Origin of the sequence: Mycolicibacterium monacense (assembly GCF_010731575.1) — a bacterium.
GTDB lineage: Bacteria > Actinomycetota > Actinomycetes > Mycobacteriales > Mycobacteriaceae > Mycobacterium > Mycobacterium monacense.
The window spans coordinates 4,672,283-4,698,162 of the sequence record NZ_AP022617.1 but is presented as its reverse complement, the minus strand read 5'-3'; the positions used below and the strand labels follow the sequence as shown (position 1 = coordinate 4,698,162).

Sequence of the window (25,880 nt, the reverse complement as noted above, 5' to 3'; positions counted from 1 at the left end):
CCCGTGTCGCGGTGATTTGGTAGAACCAATTCTAGCGGCCCCCCGTCGGCCGGTGCGGTTACAACTCGGCGATCGCCTGATGCGACTCGGGCAGGATCTGCCCGCCGTCGACGATGAGGCTCTGGCCGGTGATGTAACCGGCCTCCTCGGTGGCGAAGAACAGCGCGGCGTTGCCGATGTCGGCCACGCTGCCCAGCCGCCCGGCGGGGATCGCCGCGGCCATCTGGTTCATGTAGTCCTCGCCCATGTCGACCAGGCCCTCGGTGATGATGTTGCCGGGCAGCACCGCGTTGATGGTGATCCGCTTGGGCGCCAGCTCCATTGCCGCGGTGCGGATGAAACCGAGCTGCGCGGACTTGCTCGCCCCGTAGTGCGACCAGCCGGGATATCCCGTGACGGGTCCGGTGATCGAGGAGGTGACGATGACGCGGCCGTGTCCGCTGGCCGCCAGTGCAGAGAGCGCGGCCTGCACGATGTACACGGTGCCCTTGAAGTTGACCGAGAGGACCTGCTCGATGTCCTCAGGGGTGAGTTCCTCGAGCCGTCCGGACGGGAAGATCCCGGCGTTGGCGCAGACGATGTCGAGCCCACCGTGGCGTTCGACGGCGGTGTCGACCACGCGGCGGCAGTCGGCCGGATCCGCCACATCGGCGGCCAGCCCGCTGACCTTGCCGGCCTTCCCGCCCAGATCGGCGACCGTCGCGTCGATGTCGGCCTGATTGCGTCCGGTGACCACGACGTCGACGCCGGCATTGGCGAAGACCTCGGCGATTCCCCGGCCGATGCCCTTGCTACCTCCGGTGACGATCGCGGAGCGGCCCTGCAGTGAGGTGAACATGTGTGTCCTATGCGGTTGGGAGGGGTTGGGGTGGTCAGGCGAGCCGGCGACCGTTGGTGCTCAAATAGCGTTCGGCGAGTGCGCAACTGCCCGCCGCGTAACTGATCGCCTTGGTCTTGGATTCCTTGGAGTGGCTGTGGGTGCCCATCCACGCCAGCAGCAGCAGCCGCCGCAGGAAGACGAACGAGGCCAGCATGTCCTCGTCGGCGGTGGTCATCGGGCGCCTGCTGCGGTAGCCCTCCACCCAGGAGGCCTGCCACTCGGGCAGTGCCGGATCGTCCTCGATGAACGACACCGCGGTGCCGAAATCGTAGAAGAACCAACCGAATCCGCAGTCGTCGAAATCGATGACCGTGATCGTCGGCGGATCGACCAGCAGGTTGGCCAACCGCAGGTCGGCGTGGATCAGCCCGTAGCGGTCCGGTCCACTGCCGTAGTCGGCCAGCCGCTGACGCAGCAGGTCCTGCGCGCGGTCGAGCAGGTGCCGTTCCTCGGGTCCGACGCCCTCGGCGTCATGCCAACGGCCCCAACGGGGTTCGGAGCCCAGGCAGTGCTCCCAGTCCCAGGCGAACCGCTCGAACCCGGCGGGCCGGGTCCACGACCGGGAGTGGTCGTGCAGCGATGCGGTGATCGCGCCGAGTGTGCGGAAGTCGTCGAGCGTCACCGATCCCTCATCGGGTTCGGCGCCGCCGACCATGCCGAAATGGACGACGTGGCGCGCGGTTCCGTTGTGGTCGACGGTCACCACCCGTCGGCCGTCGCGGGTGGGCAGCACCGTCGGCACCGTGACGTCGCTGTCCCGGCGCAGCGCCTCGAGCCAGTCGAGTTCGGATTCGATCTCGTGCGGGCGGTGGTAGTTCTGGCGGTGCACCCGCAGGATCGAGCAGCTCTGGTCGTCCTCGCACTCCACCAGGTAGGTGGCGTTCTCCGACAGGTTCAGCAGGCGCAGGGTCGAGTTCGCCGGCAGGTCGTAATCGGCCAGCGCCCGCTCCGCGACCTCGACGTCGTCGGCGATGACCTCCCCCATCAGTGATCGCGTCCTTCGATCGCGGCGAGTACGGAGGTGATGCGGTCCCGCGCGGTGGTCACATCCGCGACCGAGCCACCGATGTAGAGGCGGCCGGCCGCACCGATCATCTGCACGTCGACCACCGTAAGCCCCGGCGCGGCGCGTTCGGCCTCGTTCGCCGCCACGGCCGCGAACAGCGCCGGTGTCATCTCGTACACCAGCAGCGACTGCCCCGGCAGGATCATCGACGCCTGCCGGTTGCGGTTGAGGATCACCGCGTGTTGATCGGTGATGTCGGTGATGATGTCGTGGTAGAGCACCCGCGGCCGCAACTGGTCACTGGCCTTGTTACCGGTTCCGGTGAGGATCGCCTCCCCGGCCCGGCGGACGTCGGACAGGCTGGCCGAGTGGATCTCCAGCACACCGAACTGCCGCTCCACGTAGAGGATTCCGGGCTGGATACCCGGTACCTCGCGCAGCGCCAGGTCGATCACCCGCTCGATGGCCAGCGCCGGGGACACCTCGACGATGAGTGCGTGCTCACCCTCGTAGGGCGGGTACCCCCTGGCGCGGGTCGGCGTGCCGAGGTAGGCGGCGAACTGCCGTTGCAGATCCTCCACCAGCAGGTAGACGCGGATGTCGGTGCGCGTCCCCGATGCCGTCGCGGGCATGGCCGTCACTTCCTTCGAGATGGGTGCTGGGTGCGGCAGGCGAATTACTGGGCGTTGACGGCGAAGTGTGCGCCGAGCTCGCTGTGCGGCCGCGGGATGACGTGGACGCTGACGAGTTCACCGACCTGCGACGCCGCCTCCGCACCGGCCTCGGTGGCGGCCTTGACCGCACCCACCTCGCCGGTGACGATGACGGCGACGAGCCCGTCGCCGACCTGCTGGCGATCGGTGATGGTGACGTTGGCCGCCTTCACCATGGCGTCGGCCGCGGCCAGCGCCGCCACGTAACCCTTGGTCTCGATGAGACCGATTGCGTTGCTGGGCATTGTTCTTCTCCTCTATCTCTTGGCTAACTCGTGGAGCTGGGGTCGTCGATGGAGCCGATGATCAGTGCGTCGACGGGCGGCGGGGTGCCGGTGAACCAGTTGGCGGCCACCGAACCCTGGGCGATCAGCACCCGTTCGCCCAGCCCGGTGCCCAGCACGTCGAAGGCGATCATCCGGCTGCCGGAGCCGTCGACCTCGACCTCGAGGAAGGCGCCGGCCGGTATGCCCTCGATCCGGCGGGTGGACCACACGTTTCCGGTCACGGTCGCGGCGATCATCTGCGCTTCTCCTTCTCGATGGACACCCCGAGTGCCCTGGCCTTTTCGCGTGCCAGCGGTGTCAGCACCGCACGGGGTCCGAGCACCAGTGCGGCGCCCGCGGCCGCGACGTCGGCGATGTGCCGTTCGGTGACGGCGCCGCTGTCGATGCGCTGGGTCTGTCCGCGGCCGCCGGTCGGGGCCCCGGCGAGCCGGAAGGTCAGCCGGCCCGCCTTGAGATCTGCCCGGCTCTTGGGGTTCTCGAAGAGTTTGAGCAGTGCGCGGACGAACGCGTCGAGTTCGCGGTCGTTGGTCAGGCGGACGGCTTCGGCGCGGTGCTTGCCGTCGGCGGCCAGCGGGCCGCTGGGCGTGACCCCGAACTGATCGGCCACCGTCTGCACGGGTGGTGGCGGAGGCGGCGCCGCGGGCGCGGGTGCGGCCTTCGGTGGGGCGTCACCGTTCTTCACGGCGACGTCCTTGACCGCCTCGCGGACGACTTCCCGCACCAGGGCGCGTAATTCGGCACGGTCGATCGTGCTCACACGGTGCTCCGGGCGAGGGCGTCCCGAGCCGCCTCGGCGGCCTGGCGGATGTCGGCCTCGGTGCCCGACAGGTAGACCCGTCCGGTCGCGCCGATCATCCGGAAGTCGACGACCTTGATGTCGGCGGCCTTCTCGGCCTCGTTGGTCGCCAGGATCGCGTACGACGCCGGGGCGACCTCGAGAACGAACAGCGACTCACCGGCCAGCACCATCGAGCCGATCTTGTTGCGGTTGATCAGGAAGGCGTGCTGGTGGTCGATGCTGGAGATGATGCGCGACGCCAGGATCGTCGGCCGCACCGCCGAATCCGCCTCCTGGTGCAGGGATTCGAGCGCGGCGTCGGCGGCGGCCTTCACCGCGCCCGTCTCACCGTGGAACTCCAGATAGCCGAACTGCCGCTCGACCACGAGGATCCCGGCCTTGACCTCCGCGTGTTTGAGCGCCACGTCGGTGATGCCCTCGATGTCCAGCCCCGGGGCCACCTCGATGATCTGGGCGGCCATGTTCGCCCGCGGCAGGGCGCCCTTGATCCAGGTGCCCAGGTACGACATCGTCTGCGGCTGAAGCCGATCGATGAAGATGAAGGAACGCAGTTCAGCCACGGGTCACCTCTTGATCAGTTGTGCGAGCTCTTCGACGACCAGCGCCCGCAGTTCGGCACGCAGGGCCTCGATGCTCGGGTCGGCCGCGCGGCGTGCCGCCGGGGCGCTGCGTGACGGGGACACCGGCGGTGCGCCGCGATCGTTGGAGGCGCAGGGATATTCGGGCACCGGTCCGGCCGGTGAACGCCACGGGTCGATGCCCGCGAAGCTCGGCATGGCCACCCCGGGCGCACTGTTGTAGGCGATGCGGGCCCAGTTCATCAGGTTGTCGGGGCGCAGGTTCTCACCGATGGAGCTGCGGCCGACGAAGCCGGTGCCGATCGTCATCGACGGTGCCAGGTTGGTCTCCAGGCCCGAGCTGCCGGTGCTGTTGCCGACGTTGACCGACACCCGCAGCACCGGCACCTGGGTGGCGAATTCGGTGATGACAGAGGCATTTTCGCTGTGGATGGCCGCCGAGTGGCCGGCGCCGCCGATGCGCACCACCGCGCGGGCGGCGCGGATGCCGCGCGCGGCATCGGGCACCGTCGTCATCCCGATCACCGGCGAGAGCTTCTCGTGGGCGAGCATCTCCTCGCTGATCACGTGGTCGAACGGGGCGACGAGCACGCGCGTCTTCGGTGTCACCCGGATCCCGGCCTGCCCGGCGATCCACGCGGCGTCGCGCCCGACCACGTCGGTGTTGAGGTGACCGTCGGCGAACATGTAGGCGCGCAGGCGTTCTGTGGCGTCGGCGTCGAGGATGTGCGCACCGGCGCGGGTCATCGCCGAGCGCAGTGCATCGGCGACCGAGTCCTCGACGATCAACACCGACTCGTTGGTGCACAACACCGAGTTGTCGAACGCCTTGCTGTCGACGATGCGCTTGGCGGCCGCGGTGATGTCGGCGCTGGCGTCGACGAGTACGGGCACGTTGCCCGGTCCGACACCGAGTGCCGGGGTGCCCGACGAGTACGCGGCCCGCACCACACCGGTGCCGCCGGTGGCGACGATGACGTCGGTGCGCTCATCGGCCATCAACGCCTCGACCAGTGGGATCGACGGTTCCTCGACCACCTGGACGATGCCGTCGGGGGCACCCGCCGCGACGGCGGCGTCGGCGAGCAGGCGGGCGGCATCGGCCGAAGACTGTTTGGCCCGCGGATGCGGTGCGACGACGACGGCGTTGCGCGTCATCAGGGCCAGCAGCACCTTGAAGTACACCGTCGAGACGGGGTTGGTCGTGGGGGTCAGCGCCAGCACCACGCCTGCCGGCCGCGGGATCTCGACGATCTTGTTGACCGTATCCACCCGCGGGGAGACGAAGTCCTGTCCGCGGTAGTAGTCCAGGATGCCGCGGGAGCAGGCCCGGTTCTTGATCACCTTGTCGGCGACGACGCCCATCCCGGTCTCGGCGACGGCCTCGGCGGCGAACCGCTCGGCCGCGCCGTACGCGGCGTCGGCGACGGCGGTGGTGATGGCCGAAACGGCGGCCTGGTCGTAGTCGGCGTATGCCCGTGCCGCCCATCGGGCGCGCTCGAGCATGTGGCCGGCTGACGCTATCTCCCGTCGCTCCGCTCGCCCTGACGCTATCTCCCGTCGCTCCGCTCGCCCTGACGCTATCTCGCTCACGGTCGTCCCTTCCTGGCCGCCGTCATCGCCCGGCCCACCGCGACCTCCAGCCGGTCCAGTACGTCCTCGCACAGGTCACGGCCGAGCAGCAGACCCGGTTTGAACTGCAGCACACGGGGATCGAGCGTGGAGAAGATCGCCCACACGCCGTTCTCGTAGAGTTCACGCATCACGAACTTGGCGCCCTCGGGGTGGTCGAACTCCAGCCCGATCACGACCCCGTTCTGCCGGATCCCGATGAACCAGTCCGGATAGTCGGCCTGGATGCGGCGCAGTCCGTTGTCGAAGATGTCGGCGATGTAGTGCACCATCGACCGCACCTCGGGCCGGGTGGTGATCTCGAGGGTCTTGATCGCTGCGACACAACCCAGTTCGGCGCCGCCGAAGGTGGAGATGTGGGCGAAGCCGTCCTGGTCGAGCCACTGGGCGGCCCGGTCACCGAGCAGCGCCGCGGTGATCGGGTACACGCCGCCGGAGAGTCCCTTACCGGTGACGAGGATGTCCGGTTCGATGCCGTGTTTGGTGATCGCCCACAGTTCGCCGGTGCGCATCAGCCCGGTCTGGACCTCGTCGGCGATGTAGAGGGAGCCGTACTTCTGGGTCAGGGCGTAGACCGCTTCGAGGTAACCCGGTGGGGGAAGCGGGAATCCGTACGTCGCGGGGATGGTCTCCATGATGACCGCTGCGACGTCGTTGCCTTTGAGCGCCTGTTCCATCGCGGCGACGTCGCCGAACGGCACCTGGATGAACTCGTCGGGCCGGTCGGAGAGGAACAGTTTGGCGAAGCGCTCGTCACCGGTCGCGACCGCCAGGCCGGTGTGGCCGTGGTAGGCCTTGATGATCGACACGATCTTGCGGCGTCCGGTGGCGTGGCGGGCGCTCTTGAGCGCGATGTCGATCGCCTCCCCGCCGCCGGAGCCGAAGGCCACCTTGCTGATCGAAGCGGGTGCGGTCTCCACCAGGCGTTGGGCCAGCGCGGTGCGCGCCACCGACGGGAAGTGGTGGTTACCGACGTCGAAGATCTCCATGCCCTGCGAAACGGCTTGCATGACTTCGGGATTGCGGTGCCCGAGGTTGTAGGTGCCGCCGTTGAGGTGCATGTCGATGAGCCGGCGACCGCCCATGTCCCACAGGAAGTAGTCCTCCCTGCGGTCGATCACCAGGTCGACGCCGGCGTCTGTCCAGAACTGCGTCTTGTCCGGATTCCAGAACGCCTTCGCCCGGTCCAGCACCTGAGTCTTGGACTCGAACGAGAACGTGCCGTAGTCGTACACGCGGCCCACCGTAAAAGGTCGCAACCATTTATGTCAATGGTTCGCCGTTCCTGTTGCGGGGACCTATTGGTAGTGCCAATATACGTAGCGGTCCCGATGTGGTTCAGCCCACACAGACCTCCCCTTGGCAAGCAGGAAGGCATCCCGTATATGGCGGATCAAGCCGTTACACCACAGAAAACACCAGCTCAAGGCGTGCAACGACTGAAGCGGAACGCCGTGGGGACACTCGGCGTGATCTTCATGGCGGTAGCCACCGCAGCGCCGATCACCGCAATGGTCGGCAACGTCCCGATCGCCGTCGGCTTCGGAAACGGTTCGCACGCGCCGGCGGGTTATCTCGTCGCGACCATCGTGCTCGGGCTGTTCGCGATCGGCTACGCGACCATGGCCAAGCACATCACCGCCACCGGCGCCTTCTACGGCTACATCTCCCACGGGCTGGGCCGCATCGTCGGGATGGCCAGCGGGCTGCTGATCACGATGGCCTACATCGTGTTCGAGGCGTCGCTGATCGGCATCTTCGCGTTCTTCTTCAAGAACTTCCTGTCGTCGCAGTTCGGCGTCGACGTCCACTGGATCATCCCGGCGCTGCTCATGTTGGCACTCAACGCGATCCTGACCTACTTCGACGTCAACCTGACGGCGAAGGTGCTCGGTGTCTTCCTGGTCACCGAGATCGTCATGCTCGCCCTCGGTGCACTCGCCGTGCTGTTCCAGGGCGGCGGCCCGGAGGGCTTCGTCGTCGCCGAGACGCTGAACCCGATCGGCGCGTTCACCCCGGCCGCGATCGCCGGCGCCAGCGCGGGCCTCGGCCTGTTCTTCGCGTTCTGGTCGTGGGTCGGCTTCGAGTCCACCGCCATGTACGGCGAGGAGTCCAAGGACCCGAAGCGAATCATCCCGCGCGCCACCATGATCGCGGTTCTGGGCGTCGGCCTGTTCTACGTGTTCGTGTCGTGGATGGCGATCGCGGGCACCGGCCCCTCAAAGGCGCTGGAACTCGCGCAGGACGCCGACACGTCGTCGGAGATCTTCTTCGGCCCGGTGCGCAGCACCTACGGCGAGTGGGCGATCACGCTGTTCAACATCCTGCTGGTGACCGGTTCGTTCGCCTGCGGTATGGCCTTCCACAACTGTGCCTCCCGCTACCTGTACGCACTCGGGCGTGAGGGTCTGTCGAGCGGCCTGCAGAAGACCCTGGGCGCCACCCACCACAAGCACGGTTCGCCCTACATCGCGTCGTTCGTGCAGAGCGGTATCGCGCTGATCCTGGTCCTCGGGTTCTTCGCCGCGGGCATGGATCCGTACGTGCACATGTACACGCTGCTGGCGATCCTGGGCACCATGGCCATCCTGATCGTGCAGTCGCTGTGTGCGTTCGCGGTGATCGCCTACTTCCACTTCCACAAGGAACACCCGTCCAGCGCACACTGGTTCAAGACGTTCCTGGCTCCGCTGATGGGCGGCATCGGCATGCTCTACGTCGTCTACCTGCTGTGGGAACACAAGGAGTCGGCGGCAGGGACCGCGTCGGGCACCCTGCTGTTCAAGCTGACGCCGTGGATCGTGGTGGCGATCTTCGTCTTCGGGGCGGCCATGGCCACGTACTTCAAGTACCGTGACGCCCGCCGCTACGACCTGATCGGGCGGATCGTCTACGACGACAGCGAGATTCGGGACTAACCGGAGGCGAAGGCCTGCCGGAGGGTGTCGCACTGGCTTCGGAAGAACGCCCGCGACACGTCGGCCTTCGGCAGGACTCCGTCGAATCCGTGGAAGGCACCCTGGACCACCTCGACCTGGCACGGCACGCCGGCGGCCCGCAACCGCTCGGCGTACGCCAGATCCTCGTCGTGGAACAGGTCCAGGGTGCCGACACCCACCCACGCGGGCGGCAGGCCCGCCAGATCCTCCCGGCGGGCGGGCACCGCGACGTCGGGATCGGCGTCACCGAGATAGGCCGACCAGCCGAACTTGTTGCTGGCCTGGTTCCACAGCCGGTGGCCGGGGTGGTCCAGGCCCTGGCGCTCGACGGTGCGGTCGTCGATCATCGGATACACCAAAAGCTGTGCCACCGGCTCGATCTCACCGCGGTCGCGGGTGAGCAGGGCCAGTGAGGCGGCCAGCCCGCCGCCTGCGCTGGCCCCGCCGATCGCCACCCGCTTCGGGTCCACCGCCGGCAGCCGGGCCATCCACGTCAACGCGTCGTAGCAGTCCTCGACCGGGGTGGGGTAGGGGTGTTCGGGCGCCAGCCGGTAATCCACCGAGGCGACGGTGATCCCGAGTTCCCGGCAGAACCGTCGGCACAGTTCGTCGTCCTGTGCGGCCGTGCCGATGACGTAGCCGCCGCCGTGGATCCACAGCAGCGCGGGCGCCGGGACCGGCACCCCGGTCGGGCGGAACAGCCGGACCCGCACGCCCGAGGACAGCGTGAGCTCCTCGATGTCCTTCGGGGTGCGCTTGCCCTGCAGCCTCGTCACCATCCGCACCACCGGCAGCGTCACCGGGGTGATCACCTGTCGCGGGATGTAGCGGGCGACGCTGCGCAGGTCGGGGTGGAACGCGTGGATGTGCGTGTTCGGCATCTGACCAGTAATACCGCACGCAAGCAGACGCGCCGAGACTGCGGGGAGATCGCATCCGGCGCGCGAATCGTGATCTCCCCGCAGTCTCGGCGGAAAGCGGGCGGGTTACTTCAGCAGCGGATCGCGGGGCAGGCCGAGGATGCGTTCGGCGATGGTGTTGCGGGTGATCTCCGAGGTGCCGCCGGCGATCGTCATCGCCCGGTTGCCGAGATACGCGCGGGTCAAGGTCGGAGCACCCCCGACCACGGCGGCCGTACCCGCCAGGTCCATCCCCAGTTCGGTCTGCCGCTGGCACTGTTCGGCGACCAGGAGTTTGGTGACGTTGCCCTCGGGTCCCGGTTCGGCACCGGCGATGGCCCGGCTGGCCCGGCGCAGGTTGAGCAGCCGCAGCGTATGGGCCTCGGCGATCACCGCACCGGCGCGCCGCACGTGCGCGGCGGCGACGTCGGCGGGTGCGCTGTCGAGCAGTGCCACCAGGTCGTCGGCCGAGAACCCGGTCGGCGCACCGGAGCCGCCGCCGATCGAGATTCGCTCGTTGCCCAGCGTCGCGCGGGCCACCAGCCAGCCCTTGTTCACGTCACCGACCACGTCGGCGTCGGGCACGAACACGTCGTCGAAGAACACCTCGTTGAAGTGGGAGTCGCCGGTGAGGCCGCGCAGCGGGTTGACCGTCACACCGTCGGCGGACATGTCGATGGCCATCATCGTCACCCCGGCGTGTTTGGGCGCGTCCGGATCGGTGCGCACCGTGGCCAGACCCCACTGGCACAGGTGGGCCAGGCTCGTCCACACCTTCTGCCCGGTCACCCGCCAGCCGCCGTCGACGCGTTTGGCGGCGGTCCGCACCGCCGCCGCATCCGATCCGGCGCCGGGTTCGGAGAACAGCTGGCACCACATCACCTCACCGCGCAGTACCGGTTCCACCCAGCGCTCACGCTGATCGTCCGTGCCGGCCTGGGCGATCGTCAGCGTCACCCATCCGGTGATTCCCATATCGGGGATGTCGACATCGCGGAACTCCTCCTCGATGACGAGCTGTTCGAGCGTCCCGGCGGCCCGGCCCCACGGTTTCGGCCAGTGCGGCACCAGATATCCCGAGTCGACGAGGAAGTCGCGCCGGCGGTCCGGCGGCAGCGCGGCCCATTCTGCGGCGGCCGCACGCGCGGCCGCCCGGTACTCGTCGGCCTCGGCGGGCAGCGCGAAGGAGGCGCCGCGCGCCCGACCGCTGCGCTGCGCTTCGACGATGTCGACCAGCGGATCGGTGCCGTCGGCCAGCAGCGCGGCCAGTGAGCGTGCCCGCCGCAGATACAGGTGGGCGTCGTGCTCCCAGGTGAAGGCGATGCCGCCGTGCAGCTGAATGTTGTTCTGCGCCAGGAACACCGACGCCCGGATGGCATGCGATGCGGCGACCGCGGCGGGAAACCACGCGCTGTCGAGGTCGTCGGCCCGCGCGGCGTCCCACACCGCCGCGGTGGTCTGCTCGGCGTCGACGAGCATGTTCGCCGCGTGGTGCTTGACGGCCTGGAAGGTGCCGATGGTGCGGCCGAACTGTTCACGCACCTTCGCGTACTCGACGGCCATGTCCAGGCACGCCCACCCGACACCCGCCGCCTCGGCCGCGCCGAGGATGCGGAACACCGTCTGAGCCCGCCGCGCCGCCCCGGTCAGTACCCGTCCGGCAGGCACATGGACGTCACGCACGGCGACGGTGCCGATGCTGCGGGTGGTGTCGATCCCGTCCAGCGCGGTGACGGTGACGCCGGCGTCCTTCGCGTCGAGCACCACCACGTCCTCGCCTGCCACGAGAACCAGCAGGTCGGCGTCGGGTGCGCCGAGCACCGCGGGGCATTTGCCGGTCACCGATCCGTCGGCACCCACCGTCAGCGTGCCGGTCAGGCCAAGCGCCGCGACGGTGGCGCCGCTCGACAGCCCGGGCAGCAGCTCGGCCCGCACGTCGTCGCCCGCGCACCGGTCGAGCACCACCGAAGCCGCCACCGACGGCAGGAACGGTCCCGGTGTGAGGTCGCGGCCCTGCATCTCCAGCACGACCGCCAACTCCGAGAGGCCGAAACCGGCTCCGCCGAACTGTTCGGCGACCGCCAGACCGTGCCATCCCAGGTCGGCGGCGGCCCGCCACAGGTCGGCCGGGTGCGCCGGGCCGTCCTCGAGTGTGGCCCTGGCGGCGGCCCGTGACCCCGATCGGTCCAGCCGGCCTTGCGCGGATTCGGCGAGCGCGATGTGGTCGTCGGTGATCGCCAGAGCGGATTTGCGCACGGTGCGTCCTTCGAGTTTTTTTGGCCTTTCGGCTGACGCTAACCCATAACCGCCGGTCAGCGAAGGTGTGAGCGACGTTACAAAATCGCTGTCGAAATGATGGGTAGACAAGTTCGAGATCTTGTCGTTTGGGGATTCGCCACGGGGGTACAGTCGCGCCATGACGGTACGACCGGACACCCGGTACCCCGGTCCGACATTGTGGTCCCGCGCAAGGTGGTTACTCAACGCCAAACCAGCTGACCACATGCTCGCGATGAGCGTGGCCTCGGCTTCGCTGCCGGTCATCGGCAAACACCTCGAACCCCTCGGCGCGCTCGCCGCGATGGGCGTGTGGGGTTACCGGCAGATGCCGGAGTTGCTCTCGGCGTCGGCGAAGTCGTGGTTCGACCCCGGAAATGCCGAAGTTCGCCAGCGTGAGCGCGATATGACCCACGAGGTCTCGCATCAGGCGCTGCGCGGGGTCGTCCCCGCGTCCGACCTCGCGATCGACTGGCCGGCGCCCGAGAAGGTGCCGCCGCTGTGGAAGACATTCGAACACCGCCGCAACGTGCACAAGTCCTCGGTGCGCTATGGGCCGCTGCCCTCGCAGCTGCTCGATGTGTGGCGCCCGAAGGAGCTGCCGGCCGAACCCGCCCCGGTGCTGGTCTTCGTCCCCGGCGGCGCGTGGGTGCACGGCAGCCGCCTGCTGCAGGGGTACGCGATGATGTCGCACCTGGCCGAGATGGGATGGGTCTGCCTGTCCATCGACTACCGGGTGGCACCGCACAATCCGTGGCCGGCCCACCTGCACGACGTCAAGACCGCGATCGCGTGGGCGCGCGCCAACGTGGACAAGTTCGGCGGTGACCGCAACTTCGTGGCGATCGCCGGCGCATCGGCCGGTGGCCACCTCGCCGCGCTGGCCGGCCTGACGATCAACGACCCGGAGATGCAGTGTGAGCTGCCGGAGGGGTCGGACACCTCGGTGGACGCGGTGGTCGGCATCTACGGCCGCTACGACTGGGAGGACCGGTCCACCGCCGAGCGGGCCCGCTTCGTCGACTTCCTCGAACGGGTCGTGGTGAGGCGCAAGATCTCTCGGCATCCCGAACTGTTCCGCAAGGCATCGCCGATGGCGCAGGTGCACTCCGAGGCGCCGCCGTTCCTGGTGATCCACGGCAGCGGTGACAGCGTGATCCCGGTGTGGCAGGCCCGCAGCTTCGTCGACAAACTCAAGGCCAAGTCGAGGTCGGTGGTCAGCTATATGGAACTGCCGGGTGCCGGGCACGGGTTCGACATGATCGACGGCGCCCGCACGGGGTCGATGGCCACCGCAATCGGGTTGTTCCTCAACCAGATTCACAAGAACCGTACCCTGGTCGGCGCGCGAGAGGTTATATAGACGCCTCGAGCAGGAGGAGGCGATACGTGAAACGGCTCAGTGGGTGGGACGCGTTCTTGCTGTACAGCGAGACACCCACGGTGCACATGCACACCCTCAAGCTGGCGGTGATCCAGCTCGACGATCTGGGCGGCCGCAACTTCGGCGTCGAGGAGTTCCGGCAGGTCATCCACAGCCGGCTCTACAAACTCGACCCGTTCCGGTACGAGCTCGTCGACATCCCGTTCAAGTTCCACCACCCGATGTGGCGGGAGAACTGCGAGGTCGACCTCGAATACCACATCCGCCCGTACCGCGTCGAAAGTCCAGGCGGCCGCAGGCAACTCGACGAAGCGGTGGGCCGCATCGCGAGCACCCCGTTGGACCGCAGCCGACCGCTGTGGGAGATGTACTTCATCGAGGGGCTGGCCGACGGCAGGATCGCCGTGCTCGGCAAGATCCACCACGCGCTCGCCGACGGCATCGCCTCGGCCAACCTCATGGCGCGCGGGATGGATCTGCAATCCGGTCCGCAGCGCGACCGCGACTCCTACGCCACCGATCCGCCTCCGGGCCGTGGTGAGCTGGTCCGCAGCGCGTTCCGCGACCACCTGCGCCAGATCGGCAAGCTGCCGGCCACCTGGCGCTACACCGCCGAGGGTCTGCAACGCGTCCGGCGCAGCAACCGTAAACTCTCACCCGAGTTGACCCGGCCGTTCACCCCACCCCCGTCGTTCATGAACCACAAGGTCGACGGGGTGCGCAAATTCGCCACGGCCACACTGGCTCTCGCCGACATCAAGCAGACCGCCAAACACCTCGGCGTCACGCTCAACGATCTGGTGCTGGCGCTGTCGGCCGGAGCGCTGCGGCAGCTCTCGCTGCGCTACGACGGCCACGCCGACCACCCGCTGCTGGCGTCGGTGCCGGTCAGCTTCGACTTCAACCCAGACCGGATCTCGGGCAACTACTTCACCGGTGTGCTGGTGTGCATCCCGGTTCAGGTCGAGGATCCACTGCAGCGGGTGCAGGAGTGCCACAAGGCCGCGGCGTCGGCCAAGGAGGGACATCACCTGATCGGTCCCGAACTGGTCAGCCGGTGGTCGTCGTACTTCCCGCCGGCGCCGGCCGAGGCGCTGTTCCGTTGGCTGGCCAACAAAGACGGTCAGAACAAGGTGCTCAACCTGCCGATCTCCAATGTGCCCGGCCCACGGGAACGGGGCCGGGTCGGGGGCGCACTGGTGACCGAGATCTATTCGGTCGGCCCGTTGACCACCGGCAGCGGACTGAACATCACCGTCTGGAGCTACGTCGACCAGCTGAACATCTCGGTGCTCTCCGACGGTGCGACGCTGGAGGACCCCCACGAGCTGACCGACGCCATGGTCGAGGCATTCGTCGAGATCCGCACGGCCGCAGGACTTTCCGACGAGTTGACGGTGGTCGAGACGGCGATGGCGCCGTAGCCGGCTAGGCGACCGCCCGGGCGCGGGTGGCGTTCACCCACGACAGGAACTGATCCACCGCGTTGGCGGTGTAGTGCGCCCGGGGAGATCCGAAGAAGTCGAATGCGTGCTGGGCATGCGGGATCTCGGCGTAGGCGACCACCGATCTGGACACCGCGCGCAGGGCATCGACGAACTCGCGTCCCTCGCCCACGGGGATGATCGAGTCGTCCTGGCCGTGAAGCACGAAGAACGGCGGGGCATCCGGACGTACGCGGGTGATGGGGGATGCGTCGAGGTACTCCTGGCGATGCTCCAGAATTCGCTTCTTCACCACGAATTTCTGCAGGAACGCGATGAACTCCCGGCGGCCGGGGCCTTCGACGCTGAACCAGTCGTAGCGGCCGTAGATCGGCACGGCGGCGACCACCGACGTGTCGGCGTCCTCGAAACCGGGTTGGTACTGGGGATCGTTCGGCGTCAGCGCGACCAGGGAGGCCAGATGTCCGCCTGCCGAACCGCCGGTGATCGCGACGAAGTCCGGATCGCCGCCGTACTCGGCGATGTGTTCCTTGATCCAGGCCAACGCCCGCTTGACGTCGACGATGTGATCGGGCCACGTGTGTCGCGGACTCACGCGATAGTCGATCGAGACACCGATCCACCCTTGTTCGGCCATGTGGCTCAACATCGGATAGGCCTGGGGGCGGCGCATGCCGATCGCCCACGCACCGCCGGGCACCTGCAGCAGCACCGGGGCGCGCCCGTCTCTGGGGAGGTCCGCACGCCGCCAGATATCGGCGAAGTTCACCTTCGGGTGCGGGCCGTACTGCACGGTGCCCGCCTTCTCGACGTAGCGCCGCCGGGTCAACTCGTTGGGCGGGACCCCGATCAGGTTGCGCGGGCGGGCCGGCTGCGCCCGCGCGGCGACCATCTCGTAGTCGTCGCCGAGCGTCTCGCGCAGCGGTTCGTCGAAGTAGCGCTTCGAGGTGACATTGCGGCGGATGATCACGCCCAGCAACGCCCACGCGACGGCGGTGACCAGCAACGCGATCCGACCGCGGCCGCCGCGGAAGTCGCCCCGCAGTCCTCGGCGCCCGGCGTCGAGCATCGAACCGGCGAGGTACAGCGGCGCCGCCTCGGTGGTGGGCCAGCCGAACGCGAACACCGGCAGGGTGATGTACCCGTCCCGGCCCAACGGGCGGACGCCGTTCGCGGCGTTGACCAGTTCGGCGACCGCCCGCAGAAGGGGGAAGCGCCGCCTAGCCACCGGACACCTCGGTGCCAACGTCGTTGCGGGGTGTTTCGTCGGGCACTGTGATGTTTCGGAGCACTTGTGTGTCGCCAGATTCTCTCGAACGTGCTGTGTCAGATTCCTGGGGTATCCGATGCGCTACCGATCAAACCCGCGACGCCGCCGGTCGGTCAACTCGATCGCGTCGTCAGCCCAGCACCGGGAAGCGGCGTTCGGCGGCGAGTTCGTCGAGCGCCCGCTGCATGACGTGGCGGACGTGGGCGTCGACCTCGTCGACGTCCGGGTCCTCACCGAACTCCGCCACGATGTCGATGGGCGGGAGCACCCGGGTGACGATCTTCGTGGGCAGCGGCAGGTTGACCGGCAGCACGGCCGACAGCCCGAACGGGAATCCGAACGAGATCGGCAGGATCTTGGCCCGCAGCAGCTTGTCCAGGCGGATGGTCTTGGCCAGCCACTCACCGCGGGTGAGGTAGAACTGGCTCTCCTGACCGCCGATCGACACCGTCGGCACCAGCGGAACGCCCGCGTTCAACGCGGCCCGGACGTATCCGGTGCGCCCGCCGAAGTCGATCTTGGACTCGGCCAGCGTCGGCCGGTACACGTCGTAGTCGCCGCCCGGGAAGACGATCACCACACCACCGGCACGCAGCGCCTCGTCGGCGTTCTCGTGGTTGGCGCGGATGAAGCCGGTCTTGGTGAAGAACTCGGCAGTCGGCCCGGTCATCAACAGGTCGTGCGACAGCGTGAAGACGGGCCGGTCGTAGCCGAACTCCTCGTAGAAGCCGGCGGCGAAGACCGGCACGTCCATCGCGAACAGGCCACCGGAGTGGTTCGACACCACCAGCGCCCCGCCCGCGGAGGGGAAGGATTCGAGGCCGCGCATCTCGGCGCGGTGATAGGTCTTGAGCAGCGGTCGCAGCACGCTCATCACCCGCTCGGTGAAGCCCGGGTCCCATTTCGCGATGTCCGACGACGGCACGGCTCCCCCTGGGATCGAATTGAAACGTGTTCTAATTTTCATGCTACCCAGGGGACGCGGCTTTCCCAACCGCCGACCGGGTTACCGGGCGTCCGTCACGGGCACCCCTACCGCATGGCTACCCGCGACGAGCTTCCGCTGAAGGACTACGACCAACTGGCGCTGCCCGATCTGCGACATCGCATCCGGTCGCTGGACGAACCCCATCTGCGGTTGCTGTTCGACCACGAGACCGAGCACGGCAACCGCATCCCGGTGCTGGAGGTGCTCCACGCCCGGCTCAAGGAACTGCACGGCGGGGCCGAGCCCTCGGGCGGTGACCAGTCCAACGCGCCCGGCGTGAGTGGGACCCCCGGTGGTTCGCGGGTCCAGGAATCCACTGCCGCCGAGGCGAACACCCCGCTGCGACACGGCGTCGCCAACCAGACCCCGTCCCGCGGGAAACCCTGAGACCCACGTAAGACTCTCGTCAGCACTCCTTGCGTTTGTGACTACATCAGGCGGTGAACCTCACGGTCACCATCCGCCTGTTCCAGCACATCACCAGGAGTGACACATGAAGGTCTCAGCTCGTTCGTATCTCATCGCCGGCGTTTCCCTCGCGAGCGCGGGCCTGATCGTCGGCGGGTCCAACACACCCGTCCTCGACACCACCCGGGCCGACATCACCGTCGCTCCGATGGCGGCCACCACCACCGCCCCACAGCTGGACGGGCCCGGGGTGGGCGGCGCCGCGTCGGCATTCGGGTCGGTCGGGGCGGCGTTCGTGGCGCCGGCGCCCGCACCGGACGTGACCGCGCGGATCGCGTTGCCCGAGGTCGACGGACTGGACCCGGAGGCAGGCCGGCCGGGCGTCCAGCTCAGCCTGCTCACCGGCACCCCCAACCTCGGTTACGGCAACGAGGGGCTGTTCAACGCCGGGGTGAACAACGACGGTGACTTCAACATCGGCGGCGACAACGACGGCGACTTCAACATCGGCACCGGCAACGTCGGCGATTTCAACATCGGTTACGACAACGACGGTGACTTCAACATCGGCGGCGACAACGAGGGCAACTTCAACGTCGGATTCGACAACCGCGGCGGTGAGCGCAACTTCGGTGCGGGCAACACCGGTTCCTACAACGTCGGGTTCTTCAACACCGGAGAGTTCAACTTCGGGGTCGGCAACACCGGCGTCGGCAACGTCGGCTTCTTCAACACCGGCGACTACACCGTCGGCGCCTTCAACGTCGGGATCCGGTACGCAGGCAATCCGGGGATCAGCACCGGGCGCACCGTCGCGGACACCGAGGACGAGGATCCGGGCACCAGCGCACTGCGGACCCGTGCCGCCCAGAGCGAGGACGACAACGACGACGACGCGGCGGTCACGCGGTCGGAGAAGAACGACGACGCTTCGACTTCCGACAGCACCTCGACCGACAAGGCGGGTGACACACGCGCTGCCAAGGCGTCCGACGACAAAGGTGACGGCAACGAGGGCGGCGACGACGAATAGCGGGTCCGCACCAGGGCGGGGCGGTGGCCGGTGAGACACGTATTCACCGGCCACATCGCCGGATTCGGAACCGACGCGGGGGTCCGCGTCGTCGTCGGCTGCTGGCAGACGTCGCCCTTCGGGGCGTTCACCGACGTCATGGTGCAGCAACCCGACGAACGGCGCGTGCTGCTGGCCCCCGACCGCGCGGTCGCCGACTTCGTCGCCGCTACCTACCACTTCGACCGCGTCGAGGTCGGGCCGGTGGCCGCGACGCTCGAGCCCGACCGACTGACCGTGCACAGTGCGGTACTCGACGTGGAGGTGTCGATCGGCGGGCCCGCACCGCTGGACCGGCTGTTGCGGCTGGTCCCCGCCCGGCTGGCGACGGCACCGTGGTGGCTGCGGGCCGTCGACCCGGTGGCGTCGCGCCTCGTGCGCGGCGTCCACACCGCGGGCACGGCGGGCCACGGCCGCAGGGAGTTCTACGGGGTTCGGCGCTCCCGCCGCATCACCGCGCTGGCAGGCCGCTACCGGGACGTGGATCTGGTTGGCCTGCAACCACTTCGGCCTCCGGTGAGCTTCGGATTCGCCTCCGCGCCTGCCGCGCCACAGCTGGTCGCGGTCACCACGACCATCATTGACGCCGGCTGACGTGTTTTTGGAAGGCCGGTCGCGGGCACAGTGACGGCATGGACACGGTGACTCGACTACGGCATGCCCAGCAGCGACTCCTCAAGGCGCAGCGCCGGCTGTGGCTGGCGCAACTGGCGATGTGGCCGACCCTCATCGTCACCGGGGTGGCCGTCGCCGCCGGTGCGGTCTGGCTGCTGCGCAGGCGCTCGGCCGGCGGACGCCACGAACTGCCCGAGTCACCCGGTGCGCACCGCGTCGAAACCGTCGCCGAACACGACGGTCAGGGCGTGATACCGAACTGACGCTCACATCCGCGCGTAGCGGGTGAGCGCGAAGCTGTACAGACCGTAGGCGGCGAAACCCGCCGCGGCCACCCCGATCAGCACCGAACCGAACGGCATCTGCCCGAGCGCCTTGACCGCGCCGTCGAGTCCGGTGGCCTTCGACGGATCGGCCCGCACCGATGCGACGACAACCAGCACCCCGGCGACCGCGAGGACCAGGCCCTCCGCGACGTGTCCCGACGCCCCGAGGACCGTGAGCACACGCCCGCCGGAGATGTTGAGGTCGTCGCGGAACCGCCGCGAGGCCCCCTTGAACGCGAAGTAACAGCCCACCGCCGTGACGCCGAGGCCGATGACCGCGAGCACCGCCTTACCCTCCGGAGTGCGCATCAACCAGATGCTCAGCCCCACCGACCGCTCCGCGCTGGAATGGCGGCTGCCGAGGGCGAACTGGACGGCCATCGCCGCCACCGCGGCGTAGACCACCGCAAGCCCGAGCGCCTTGAGCCGGTTGACCATCAGGAAGTCGTCGGGATCCGGATCTGGATCGTGGTGCTCGCTGGGATGCAGGCCGAGGATCGTCTCGGCCAGCCGCCACAGCGTCAACGGCACCAGCGCTATCGCCACTCCCCACAGCGCGAGGAATCCGCCCTTGGTCTGGGCGAGCGCGGCCAGCGCACCCGACTGGTCCGCGTCGTTGTGTCCGGAGCCGATCGCGATACGGAAGATGATGTAGGCGATCAGCAGGTGCAGGATGCCGTTGATCAGATAGCCGACGCGTGCCGCAACCTGTGCCCCCCGGTGGTTCGTGGCGGTGCGAACCGCACCGGCGGCGCCGGTCTCATCTGTCACCGAGGGAGGATCCGCTCAGTAGCCGCGCGGCCGGCGACGGGACCGGAAGGCGTCCTTCAGCTTCTCCCCGGCGCCCTTGAGGTGAGCCATCCGCTCGTCGCCGCGGCCCCGCGCCCGCATGCCGGGGTCGTTGATCGCGCTGCCCGTCGTCGCACGCATCCGGCCCTGGATTTGCTGCATCTTGTTCCTCGCCTTGTCGCCGACGCCCATGATGTTGCCCCTCGTTTCTCGGCGTCCCGGTAGTCGAGACGCTCACGGAGGGATTACCCGTTCCGCCGGGATGACACCGCCGAAAGTGGACCGAGGTTGACCTCAACGGCCCTTGAGGTCACTCCATGGGGCACATGACCGAGACCGCTGTCGACACCCGGGCGTACCTCACCAGGATCGGCTATCGGGGTGCGGGCGATCCCACGCTCGCCACGCTGCGGGCGCTGATCGCCGCGCACAACCGGTCGATCCCGTTCGAGAACCTCGACCCGCTGCTGGGCACGCCGGTCGCCGACCTCAGCGCGACCGCCCTGACCGACAAGCTCGTGTACCGGCGACGCGGCGGCTACTGCTACGAACACAACGGGCTGATGGGATATGTGCTCGAGGATCTGGGCTTCGGCGTCGAGCGGATCGCCGGGCGGGTGGTGTGGATGCGCCGCGATGACACGCTGCCCGCCCAGACCCATCAACTCCTGACGGTGACGGTGCCGGAGGTCTCCGGCCGCTACCTGGTCGACGTCGGCTTCGGCGGGCAGACGCTGTCCTCGCCGCTCCGCTTCGAGACCGGTGTCGAACAGCCCACCAGACACGAGCCGTACCGGATCCGCGACCACGGCGAGGGCTACGTACTGGAATCCCTCATCCGGGGTGAGTGGCGTCCGCTGTACCTGTTCGCCGACCGGCCGCAGCCGCTGATCGACCTCGAGGTCGGCAGCTGGTACGTCTCGACCCATCCCGCGTCGGTGTTCGTGGTCGGCCTGACCGCCGCGCTGGTGACCGACGAGGCCCGGGTCAACATGCGGGGCCGCCACCTCACGGTGCATCGCGCCGAGGGCAGTGAGCAGATCCGATTCGACACCGCGGCACAGGTACTCGACGCACTCGACGAACGGTTCGGCATCGACCTGACAGACCTCGGCGACCGGGCCGCCGTGGAGCAGCGCATCCACGAGGTGCTCGACAGTTAGCGTGCGGCTCGGCGAAGCTACGGTCCGACGAGCACATCCCACGGGTCGGCGGCGGACAACGCCAACCGACCCAGCACCCGGGCGTGCTGCTCGGTGGTGCCGAACTCGTCGACCCAGCTGCGTGCGCGCATGGTCGACAACCACAACGGGTGCTCCACCGTCACCCCGATCGCGCCGTGCAGCTGGTGGGCGATGGTGGTGACCGGCTCGACGGCGCGCCCGACCGTGACCTTGGCGACGGTCACCGCGTAATGCGTTGCGGCGGAGTCGAAGCCGTACTGCGCGGCCGCAGCCACGGCGAGGTCGACGGTGGCGCGTGCCCGTTCGATCTCGCCCGCCATCCCCGCGAGTGCGTGCTGGACGGCCTGGAATCTGCTCAGCGCCCGGCCGAACTGCACCCGCTCCCGGGTGTGGGCGGCGGTCAGTTCGGCGGCCGCGTCGAACGCGCCGATCGTCTGGACGCACCGCGCCCAGGCGCCCCGCCGCAGCAGCTCCTCGGCCAGCTCCGGTTCTGTTCGCGCACAGGCGCTTTCGGGTACGTCGATCGTGACCACACCGCGCGGCTGGCCGGCCAGATCCACCCCGTCGGCGATGTCGGGAGCGTCGAGCACCGTGGCGTGAAGCCCGTCCTCCGTCCGCACCGCGGCCACGATCGTCGCATCACGCGGCCACGGCACCTGCCGTGCGGTCCCGGTGATCCTTCCGCCCCGGCGAGCACCGGTGCAGACCGCCACGGTCAATGGGCCCGAGTCGGGCACCTCGAGACCGGCCCGGCCGGCCAACCACGCTGCCAGAAGGTCGGTTTCGGCCGCCGGGACCGCCGCGCTGCGGCGTGCCAGACCGGCCAGCACGATCGCCGACTCGGCGGGGCCGGCGTCCTCGGCGGTGGTCAGCCGGCTCAGGCCGGTCTCCTCGAGGTGCTGCCACAGCTCGCTGTCGAAGGATTCCGGGCGGGTGTGCCTGCCCATCCGCGCGTCATAGGACCGTCGCGCGAGATCGTCGACCAGTTGCCGTAATTCGTCGCTCATCGCACCCCTCGGCTCTTCGCGCAAGCGCTCATCGCAGTCCTCGGCTCTTCGCGCAAGCGCTCATCGCACCCCCAGCCCGCGGGCGACCACGCCCCGCAACACCTCATTCGTCCCGCCCCGCAACGTGAACAGCGGTGCATGCAGGCGACCCGTCGCCAGCAGCCTGCGCAGCCGTTCGGCCTCCGGCGCGTCCTCGTCGAGGGAGGTGAGAAGGCCGGCGACGATCTCCACCGACTCCTGTTCGAAGCGCGTGCCGAGATCCTTCACCAGCGCCGCCCTGGTGTTCGCGTCGCGCCCGGCGGTGAGTTCGCGTGCCACGGAGATGGACAGCTGACGCAGCGACACCATCCGGGCCATCAGGTCGCCCACCTCGGCGGCGGTGCGGTCGTCGACGCCCGCGCGGCCGAGGGCGGCCACCGCCTCGAACACCAGCGTCGCCGTCGACAGGATCCGTTCCGGGCCGCTGCGTTCGAACCCGAGTTCCGCCGTCACCTGATGCCATCCGTTCCCGATCTCGCCGAGCACGTCGGCGTGCGGGACGAACACGCCGTCGAACAGCACCTCGTTGAAGTGGTGTTCGCCGTTCATCAGCACGATCGGGCTGATCGTCACCCCGGGTGCGTCGGTGGGGACGATGAACTGGCTGAACCCCGCGTGCCGGTGGTCGGGGTCGACGGGGGCGCTGCGCGCCAGCACCACGACCTGGTCGGCGACGTGGGCTCCGCTGGTCCACACTTTCGTACCGTCGAGCCGCCAGCCGCCGTCGACCTCGGTGGCGCGGGTGGCGACCGCCGCGAGGTCCGAACCGGCGCCGTGTTCGCTCATCCCGATCGCCGAGGACAGCCGGCCGGCGGCGATGCGGGGCAGCAGCCGTCGGCGCTGCTCCTCGGTGCCGTACGCGAGCAGGCCGGGCGCGACCTGGCGGTCGGCGATCCAGTGCGCGGCGACGGGTGCGCCGTGGGCGAGCAGCTCCTCGGTCACGACGTAGCGGTGTAGATGTCCGAGCCCGTGCCCGCCGTACTCGGTCGGGATCGTCAGCCCGAGAAATCCGGCCGCGGCCAGCCGCACGCTGAACTCGGGGTCCCACGCCGCCAGCCAGCAGTCGACCGCCGGCTGCCAGCCGTGGGCCGCGCGATCGGCGGCCAGGAACTCCCGGATCGACGTCCGCAGCGCCGCCAGGTCATCGTCGTTGGCGCACAGCGCCTCTAATTCGCCCACTGGCGGTGGAGTGTAGTGAGCGCGGACGCAGCAGGAATTGTCATGTCCCTGTGGGTGGGCGGCGGCCATACTCGGATCCGTGAGTGAGCACGCCACCAACCCGGCGCGGCGGGACCGACTGCGGGAGCTGCTCGACGCCGTCGTCGACGTCTCCAACGCCGAGGTCGGCGACATGGCGCGCAGCAGCTACGCCTCGGCGTTCCACTTCTCCCGCGAGGTGCGCCGGCTCACCGGGGAGCCACCGGCCGCGCTGCGCCGACGGATCATGCTCGAACGCGCGGCCTGGCGGTTACGCCGCGGCGAACCCGTCGCCGCCGTCGCCGCCGACGAGGGCTGGTCGTCACCGGAGGTGTTCTCCCGGGCGTTCCGCCGGACGTTCGGCGTACCTCCGTCGCGCGCCGCCGACGTCGGATTCCGGGTGCCCGCACCCAACGGGCTGCACTTCCACCCGCCGCAGTCGCTGTGGCTCGACGGTGACGGCACGACCAAGGAGCCCGACCCGAGTCGGCTCATGGTCGCCCATGACGTCGCCGACACCGCCTACCTCATCGACCGCGCCCGGGAACTGAGCGAGGACCAGTGGTGGCGGGAGGTCGCACCCGGGCAGGTGGTGCTGCACTGGGACGGTCCCGAACCCAGCGTCGGTGCGGTGCTGGGCGCGCTGGTGTGGACCAAGGAGGTCTGGCTGGCCACCATCGAGGGCCGGGACTTCCCCGACCGCTCTCGGTCGACGGTGGATCAGCTCGCCGTCCGGCACGCGGACATCGGAAAGCGTTGGTCGGCAATGGTTTCGGAGTACTCGGCCGCCGGGCGGATGGGCGACACCGTGATCGACGCGCTGTGCGATCCGCCCGAGTCGTTCCAGCTGTACGGGATCGTGGCGCATGTGTTGACGTTCTCGGCGCACCGGCGCGGCCTGGCTCGAACCATGCTGGCCGCATTGGGTGTGCCGACGGAGCAGGGTGACCCGCTGGACTGGATGAGGAGGCACTGAGATGGCGACCGTGTACTACACCGCGTCGAGCCTGGACGGTTACATCGTCGACGCCGACGACAGCCTGGACTGGCTGATCTCCCGCGACATCGACCCCGACGGACCGTTCCACTACGAAGCGTTCGTCGACCAGGTGGGCGCGCTGGTGATGGGCGCGGCCACCTACGAGTGGATCGTGAAAAACCAACCGGGAGAATGGATGTACTCCCAGCCGACCTGGGTGGTGACACACCGGCCGGACATCGTCGCCGCCGGCCACCCCGTGCACACCTTCGCAGGCGACGTGACCGAACTGCATCCGGAGCTGGTGGCCGCGGCCGGCGGCAAGGATGTGTGGGTGGTCGGCGGAGGGGAGCTGGCCGCGCAGTTCGTGGCCGCGGGTCTGGTCGACGAGATGATCGTGAGCTACGCCCCGTGCACGCTCGGCGCTGGTTCGCCCGTTCTGCCGATCCGCTCGGAGTGGGAGCTGGTCGAGTCGGCCGTCAACCGCGAATTCGTCTGTGCGCGTTGGCGCGTGGCCGCGCTCACTGGGTGACGGTGGGGACTCCGTTGCGGCGGATGAACTCCCGCGACTTCAACAGGAATTCGAGTTGGGTGTGCACCTGCCGCAGCGGGTCGAGGTCCCGGGTGGCCCGGCACAGCACCACGGCGCCCTCCAGTGCGGCGATGGACGTGATCGCCAGCGAGGCGGCCTCGCTCGGCTCGCACCCGTCGACCTCGAAGGCGCGCGTGAGCGCCTCACGCCAGTGCCCGAAGATCGCCCCGGCCACCGAGGTGAGTTGGGGTCCGTCCTCGGCGGAGCCGATCGCCGCGGCGACCACCGGACAGCCCGCGGTGAAGTCGCTCTCTGCCAGCACGCGGTCCCAGAAGTCGACGAAGTGCTCCACCAGGTAGCGACCGCCGTTGGCGGCGGCCTCGTCGATCAGCGAGGTGATCGACTCCCCGGCGTACTCCAGCGCCTCGGCGACGATCTGACTGCGACCCTCGGGGAAGTGGTAGTAGACGCTGCCGCGCGGTGCGCCGCTGCGCTGGAGCACTTCGTCGATGGTGACCCCGGCGGCGCCGCGCTCGCGGAGCACCTCGGCCGCGCCGATGAGCATGTTGGTGCGCGTCGACCCGCGCTTCGTGGAAGTCCTGGTCATCACTGGTTCAGGCGACACGGGATGGGCG

General features: G+C 68.9%; 28 protein-coding genes. 10 read left to right on the top strand and 18 right to left on the bottom strand.

Translation table 11 applies throughout. The annotated features are described in order from the left end of the window. Window positions 1-58: 58 nt before the first annotated feature. The 9 genes from fabG to G6N49_RS22395 all read right to left on the bottom strand — a co-directional run bounded on the left by fabG (window position 59) and on the right by G6N49_RS22395 (window position 7,130). Window positions 59-838 (bottom strand): 3-oxoacyl-ACP reductase FabG, encoded by a 780-nt coding sequence (fabG, locus tag G6N49_RS22435; RefSeq protein WP_011854261.1) that lies wholly within the window; start codon window positions 836-838, stop codon window positions 59-61. Window positions 839-872: 34 nt separating this feature from the next. Further along, entirely contained in the window at window positions 873-1,865 is a 993-nt protein-coding gene (locus tag G6N49_RS22430; protein ID WP_064874940.1) for a phosphotransferase enzyme family protein, read from the bottom strand. Continuing rightward, entirely contained in the window at window positions 1,865-2,518 is a 654-nt protein-coding gene (locus G6N49_RS22425) for a microcompartment protein (protein WP_011557619.1), read from the bottom strand. Before G6N49_RS22425 ends, G6N49_RS22430 begins: the two co-directional genes overlap by 1 nt. Before the next feature lie 44 nt (window positions 2,519-2,562). After that, window positions 2,563-2,844 carry a BMC domain-containing protein gene (locus G6N49_RS22420; protein ID WP_011557620.1) on the bottom strand — a complete coding sequence of 94 codons (282 nt, stop codon included), beginning with the start codon at window positions 2,842-2,844 and terminating at the stop codon, window positions 2,563-2,565. A gap of 23 nt (window positions 2,845-2,867) precedes the next feature. After that, entirely contained in the window at window positions 2,868-3,122 is a 255-nt protein-coding gene (locus G6N49_RS22415; protein ID WP_011557621.1) for a EutN/CcmL family microcompartment protein, read from the bottom strand. Then, complete coding sequence (locus G6N49_RS22410; protein ID WP_064915813.1) at window positions 3,119-3,643, bottom strand: hypothetical protein; 525 nt, start codon at window positions 3,641-3,643, stop codon at window positions 3,119-3,121. The genes G6N49_RS22415 and G6N49_RS22410 overlap by 4 nt, the downstream gene beginning before the upstream one ends. Continuing rightward, entirely contained in the window at window positions 3,640-4,245 is a 606-nt protein-coding gene (locus G6N49_RS22405; protein ID WP_011854263.1) for a BMC domain-containing protein, read from the bottom strand. The genes G6N49_RS22410 and G6N49_RS22405 overlap by 4 nt, the downstream gene beginning before the upstream one ends. 3 nt (window positions 4,246-4,248) lie before the next feature. Beyond that, complete coding sequence (locus G6N49_RS22400) at window positions 4,249-5,769, bottom strand: aldehyde dehydrogenase family protein (RefSeq protein WP_083044527.1); 1,521 nt, start codon at window positions 5,767-5,769, stop codon at window positions 4,249-4,251. A gap of 83 nt (window positions 5,770-5,852) precedes the next feature. After that, window positions 5,853-7,130, bottom strand: a complete 1,278-nt coding sequence (locus G6N49_RS22395; RefSeq protein ID WP_011854265.1) for a class-III pyridoxal-phosphate-dependent aminotransferase — start codon at window positions 7,128-7,130, stop codon at window positions 5,853-5,855. 150 nt (window positions 7,131-7,280) lie between these two features. Here G6N49_RS22395 and G6N49_RS22390 point away from each other — a divergent pair, with 150 nt between their 5' ends. Then, a complete protein-coding gene (locus tag G6N49_RS22390; protein WP_011557626.1) occupies window positions 7,281-8,813 on the top strand; it encodes an APC family permease in 1,533 nt (510 codons plus the stop codon). On the opposite strand, the gene G6N49_RS22385 is transcribed toward G6N49_RS22390, so the two are convergent. After that, complete coding sequence (locus G6N49_RS22385; RefSeq protein ID WP_011854267.1) at window positions 8,810-9,715, bottom strand: alpha/beta hydrolase; 906 nt, start codon at window positions 9,713-9,715, stop codon at window positions 8,810-8,812. The two genes, G6N49_RS22390 and G6N49_RS22385, sit on opposite strands and share 4 nt — an antisense overlap. 105 nt (window positions 9,716-9,820) lie before the next feature. Further along, window positions 9,821-11,989: an acyl-CoA dehydrogenase family protein gene (locus G6N49_RS22380; protein WP_064915815.1), complete on the bottom strand. Its 2,169-nt coding sequence runs from the start codon at window positions 11,987-11,989 to the stop codon at window positions 9,821-9,823. A 160-nt stretch (window positions 11,990-12,149) separates the two neighbouring features. On the opposite strand from G6N49_RS22380, the gene G6N49_RS22375 reads away from it, so the two are divergent. Continuing rightward, window positions 12,150-13,373: an alpha/beta hydrolase gene (locus G6N49_RS22375; protein ID WP_011854269.1), complete on the top strand. Its 1,224-nt coding sequence runs from the start codon at window positions 12,150-12,152 to the stop codon at window positions 13,371-13,373. 26 nt (window positions 13,374-13,399) lie between these two features. Further along, complete coding sequence (locus G6N49_RS22370) at window positions 13,400-14,818, top strand: WS/DGAT/MGAT family O-acyltransferase (protein ID WP_011854270.1); 1,419 nt, start codon at window positions 13,400-13,402, stop codon at window positions 14,816-14,818. A gap of 4 nt (window positions 14,819-14,822) precedes the next feature. Here the strand turns inward: G6N49_RS22370 and G6N49_RS22365 are convergent, their stop codons facing one another. Together G6N49_RS22365 and G6N49_RS22360 are read right to left on the bottom strand one after the other, a co-directional pair. After that, window positions 14,823-16,067 (bottom strand): alpha/beta hydrolase, encoded by a 1,245-nt coding sequence (locus tag G6N49_RS22365; RefSeq protein WP_011854271.1) that lies wholly within the window; start codon window positions 16,065-16,067, stop codon window positions 14,823-14,825. Between the two features lie 172 nt (window positions 16,068-16,239). Next, a complete protein-coding gene (locus G6N49_RS22360) occupies window positions 16,240-17,076 on the bottom strand; it encodes a lysophospholipid acyltransferase family protein (RefSeq protein ID WP_049771729.1) in 837 nt (278 codons plus the stop codon). Window positions 17,077-17,148: 72 nt separating this feature from the next. Here G6N49_RS22360 and G6N49_RS29290 point away from each other — a divergent pair, with 72 nt between their 5' ends. The 4 genes from G6N49_RS29290 to G6N49_RS22340 all read left to right on the top strand — a co-directional run bounded on the left by G6N49_RS29290 (window position 17,149) and on the right by G6N49_RS22340 (window position 19,455). Then, on the top strand, window positions 17,149-17,484 hold the full coding sequence (locus G6N49_RS29290) for a DUF8129 domain-containing protein (protein ID WP_011854272.1): 336 nt from the start codon (window positions 17,149-17,151) through the stop codon (window positions 17,482-17,484). 106 nt (window positions 17,485-17,590) lie between these two features. Beyond that, a complete protein-coding gene (locus tag G6N49_RS22350) occupies window positions 17,591-18,538 on the top strand; it encodes a pentapeptide repeat-containing protein (protein WP_011854273.1) in 948 nt (315 codons plus the stop codon). Window positions 18,539-18,568: 30 nt separating this feature from the next. Then, a complete protein-coding gene (locus G6N49_RS22345) occupies window positions 18,569-19,171 on the top strand; it encodes a hypothetical protein (protein ID WP_064875561.1) in 603 nt (200 codons plus the stop codon). A 38-nt stretch (window positions 19,172-19,209) separates the two neighbouring features. Continuing rightward, complete coding sequence (locus tag G6N49_RS22340) at window positions 19,210-19,455, top strand: hypothetical protein (protein WP_011557636.1); 246 nt, start codon at window positions 19,210-19,212, stop codon at window positions 19,453-19,455. Between the two features lie 3 nt (window positions 19,456-19,458). Here G6N49_RS22340 and G6N49_RS22335 read toward each other — a convergent pair whose 3' ends face one another. Continuing rightward, a complete protein-coding gene (locus tag G6N49_RS22335) occupies window positions 19,459-20,289 on the bottom strand; it encodes a DUF1206 domain-containing protein (protein ID WP_011854275.1) in 831 nt (276 codons plus the stop codon). A gap of 15 nt (window positions 20,290-20,304) precedes the next feature. Further along, entirely contained in the window at window positions 20,305-20,469 is a 165-nt protein-coding gene (locus tag G6N49_RS22330) for a CsbD family protein (RefSeq protein WP_225891798.1), read from the bottom strand. Window positions 20,470-20,624: 155 nt separating this feature from the next. On the opposite strand from G6N49_RS22330, the gene G6N49_RS22325 reads away from it, so the two are divergent. Continuing rightward, window positions 20,625-21,470 carry an arylamine N-acetyltransferase family protein gene (locus G6N49_RS22325; RefSeq protein WP_011854276.1) on the top strand — a complete coding sequence of 282 codons (846 nt, stop codon included), beginning with the start codon at window positions 20,625-20,627 and terminating at the stop codon, window positions 21,468-21,470. Window positions 21,471-21,487: 17 nt separating this feature from the next. On the opposite strand, the gene G6N49_RS22320 is transcribed toward G6N49_RS22325, so the two are convergent. Together G6N49_RS22320 and G6N49_RS22315 are read right to left on the bottom strand one after the other, a co-directional pair. After that, the gene (locus tag G6N49_RS22320) at window positions 21,488-22,498 is read right to left on the bottom strand and encodes an acyl-CoA dehydrogenase family protein (RefSeq protein ID WP_011854277.1); all 1,011 of its coding nucleotides are present in this window, start codon (window positions 22,496-22,498) and stop codon (window positions 21,488-21,490) included. Window positions 22,499-22,558: 60 nt separating this feature from the next. Then, complete coding sequence (locus tag G6N49_RS22315; protein WP_083044528.1) at window positions 22,559-23,716, bottom strand: acyl-CoA dehydrogenase family protein; 1,158 nt, start codon at window positions 23,714-23,716, stop codon at window positions 22,559-22,561. Window positions 23,717-23,795: 79 nt separating this feature from the next. Here G6N49_RS22315 and G6N49_RS22310 point away from each other — a divergent pair, with 79 nt between their 5' ends. After that, on the top strand, window positions 23,796-24,710 hold the full coding sequence (locus G6N49_RS22310) for a helix-turn-helix domain-containing protein (protein WP_083044529.1): 915 nt from the start codon (window positions 23,796-23,798) through the stop codon (window positions 24,708-24,710). 1 nt (window position 24,711) lies between these two features. Beyond that, window positions 24,712-25,245 (top strand): dihydrofolate reductase family protein, encoded by a 534-nt coding sequence (locus tag G6N49_RS22305; RefSeq protein ID WP_083044530.1) that lies wholly within the window; start codon window positions 24,712-24,714, stop codon window positions 25,243-25,245. Here G6N49_RS22305 and G6N49_RS22300 read toward each other — a convergent pair. Continuing rightward, on the bottom strand, window positions 25,235-25,852 hold the full coding sequence (locus tag G6N49_RS22300) for a TetR/AcrR family transcriptional regulator (protein WP_011854281.1): 618 nt from the start codon (window positions 25,850-25,852) through the stop codon (window positions 25,235-25,237). The two genes, G6N49_RS22305 and G6N49_RS22300, sit on opposite strands and share 11 nt — an antisense overlap. Window positions 25,853-25,880: the final 28 nt, after the last annotated feature.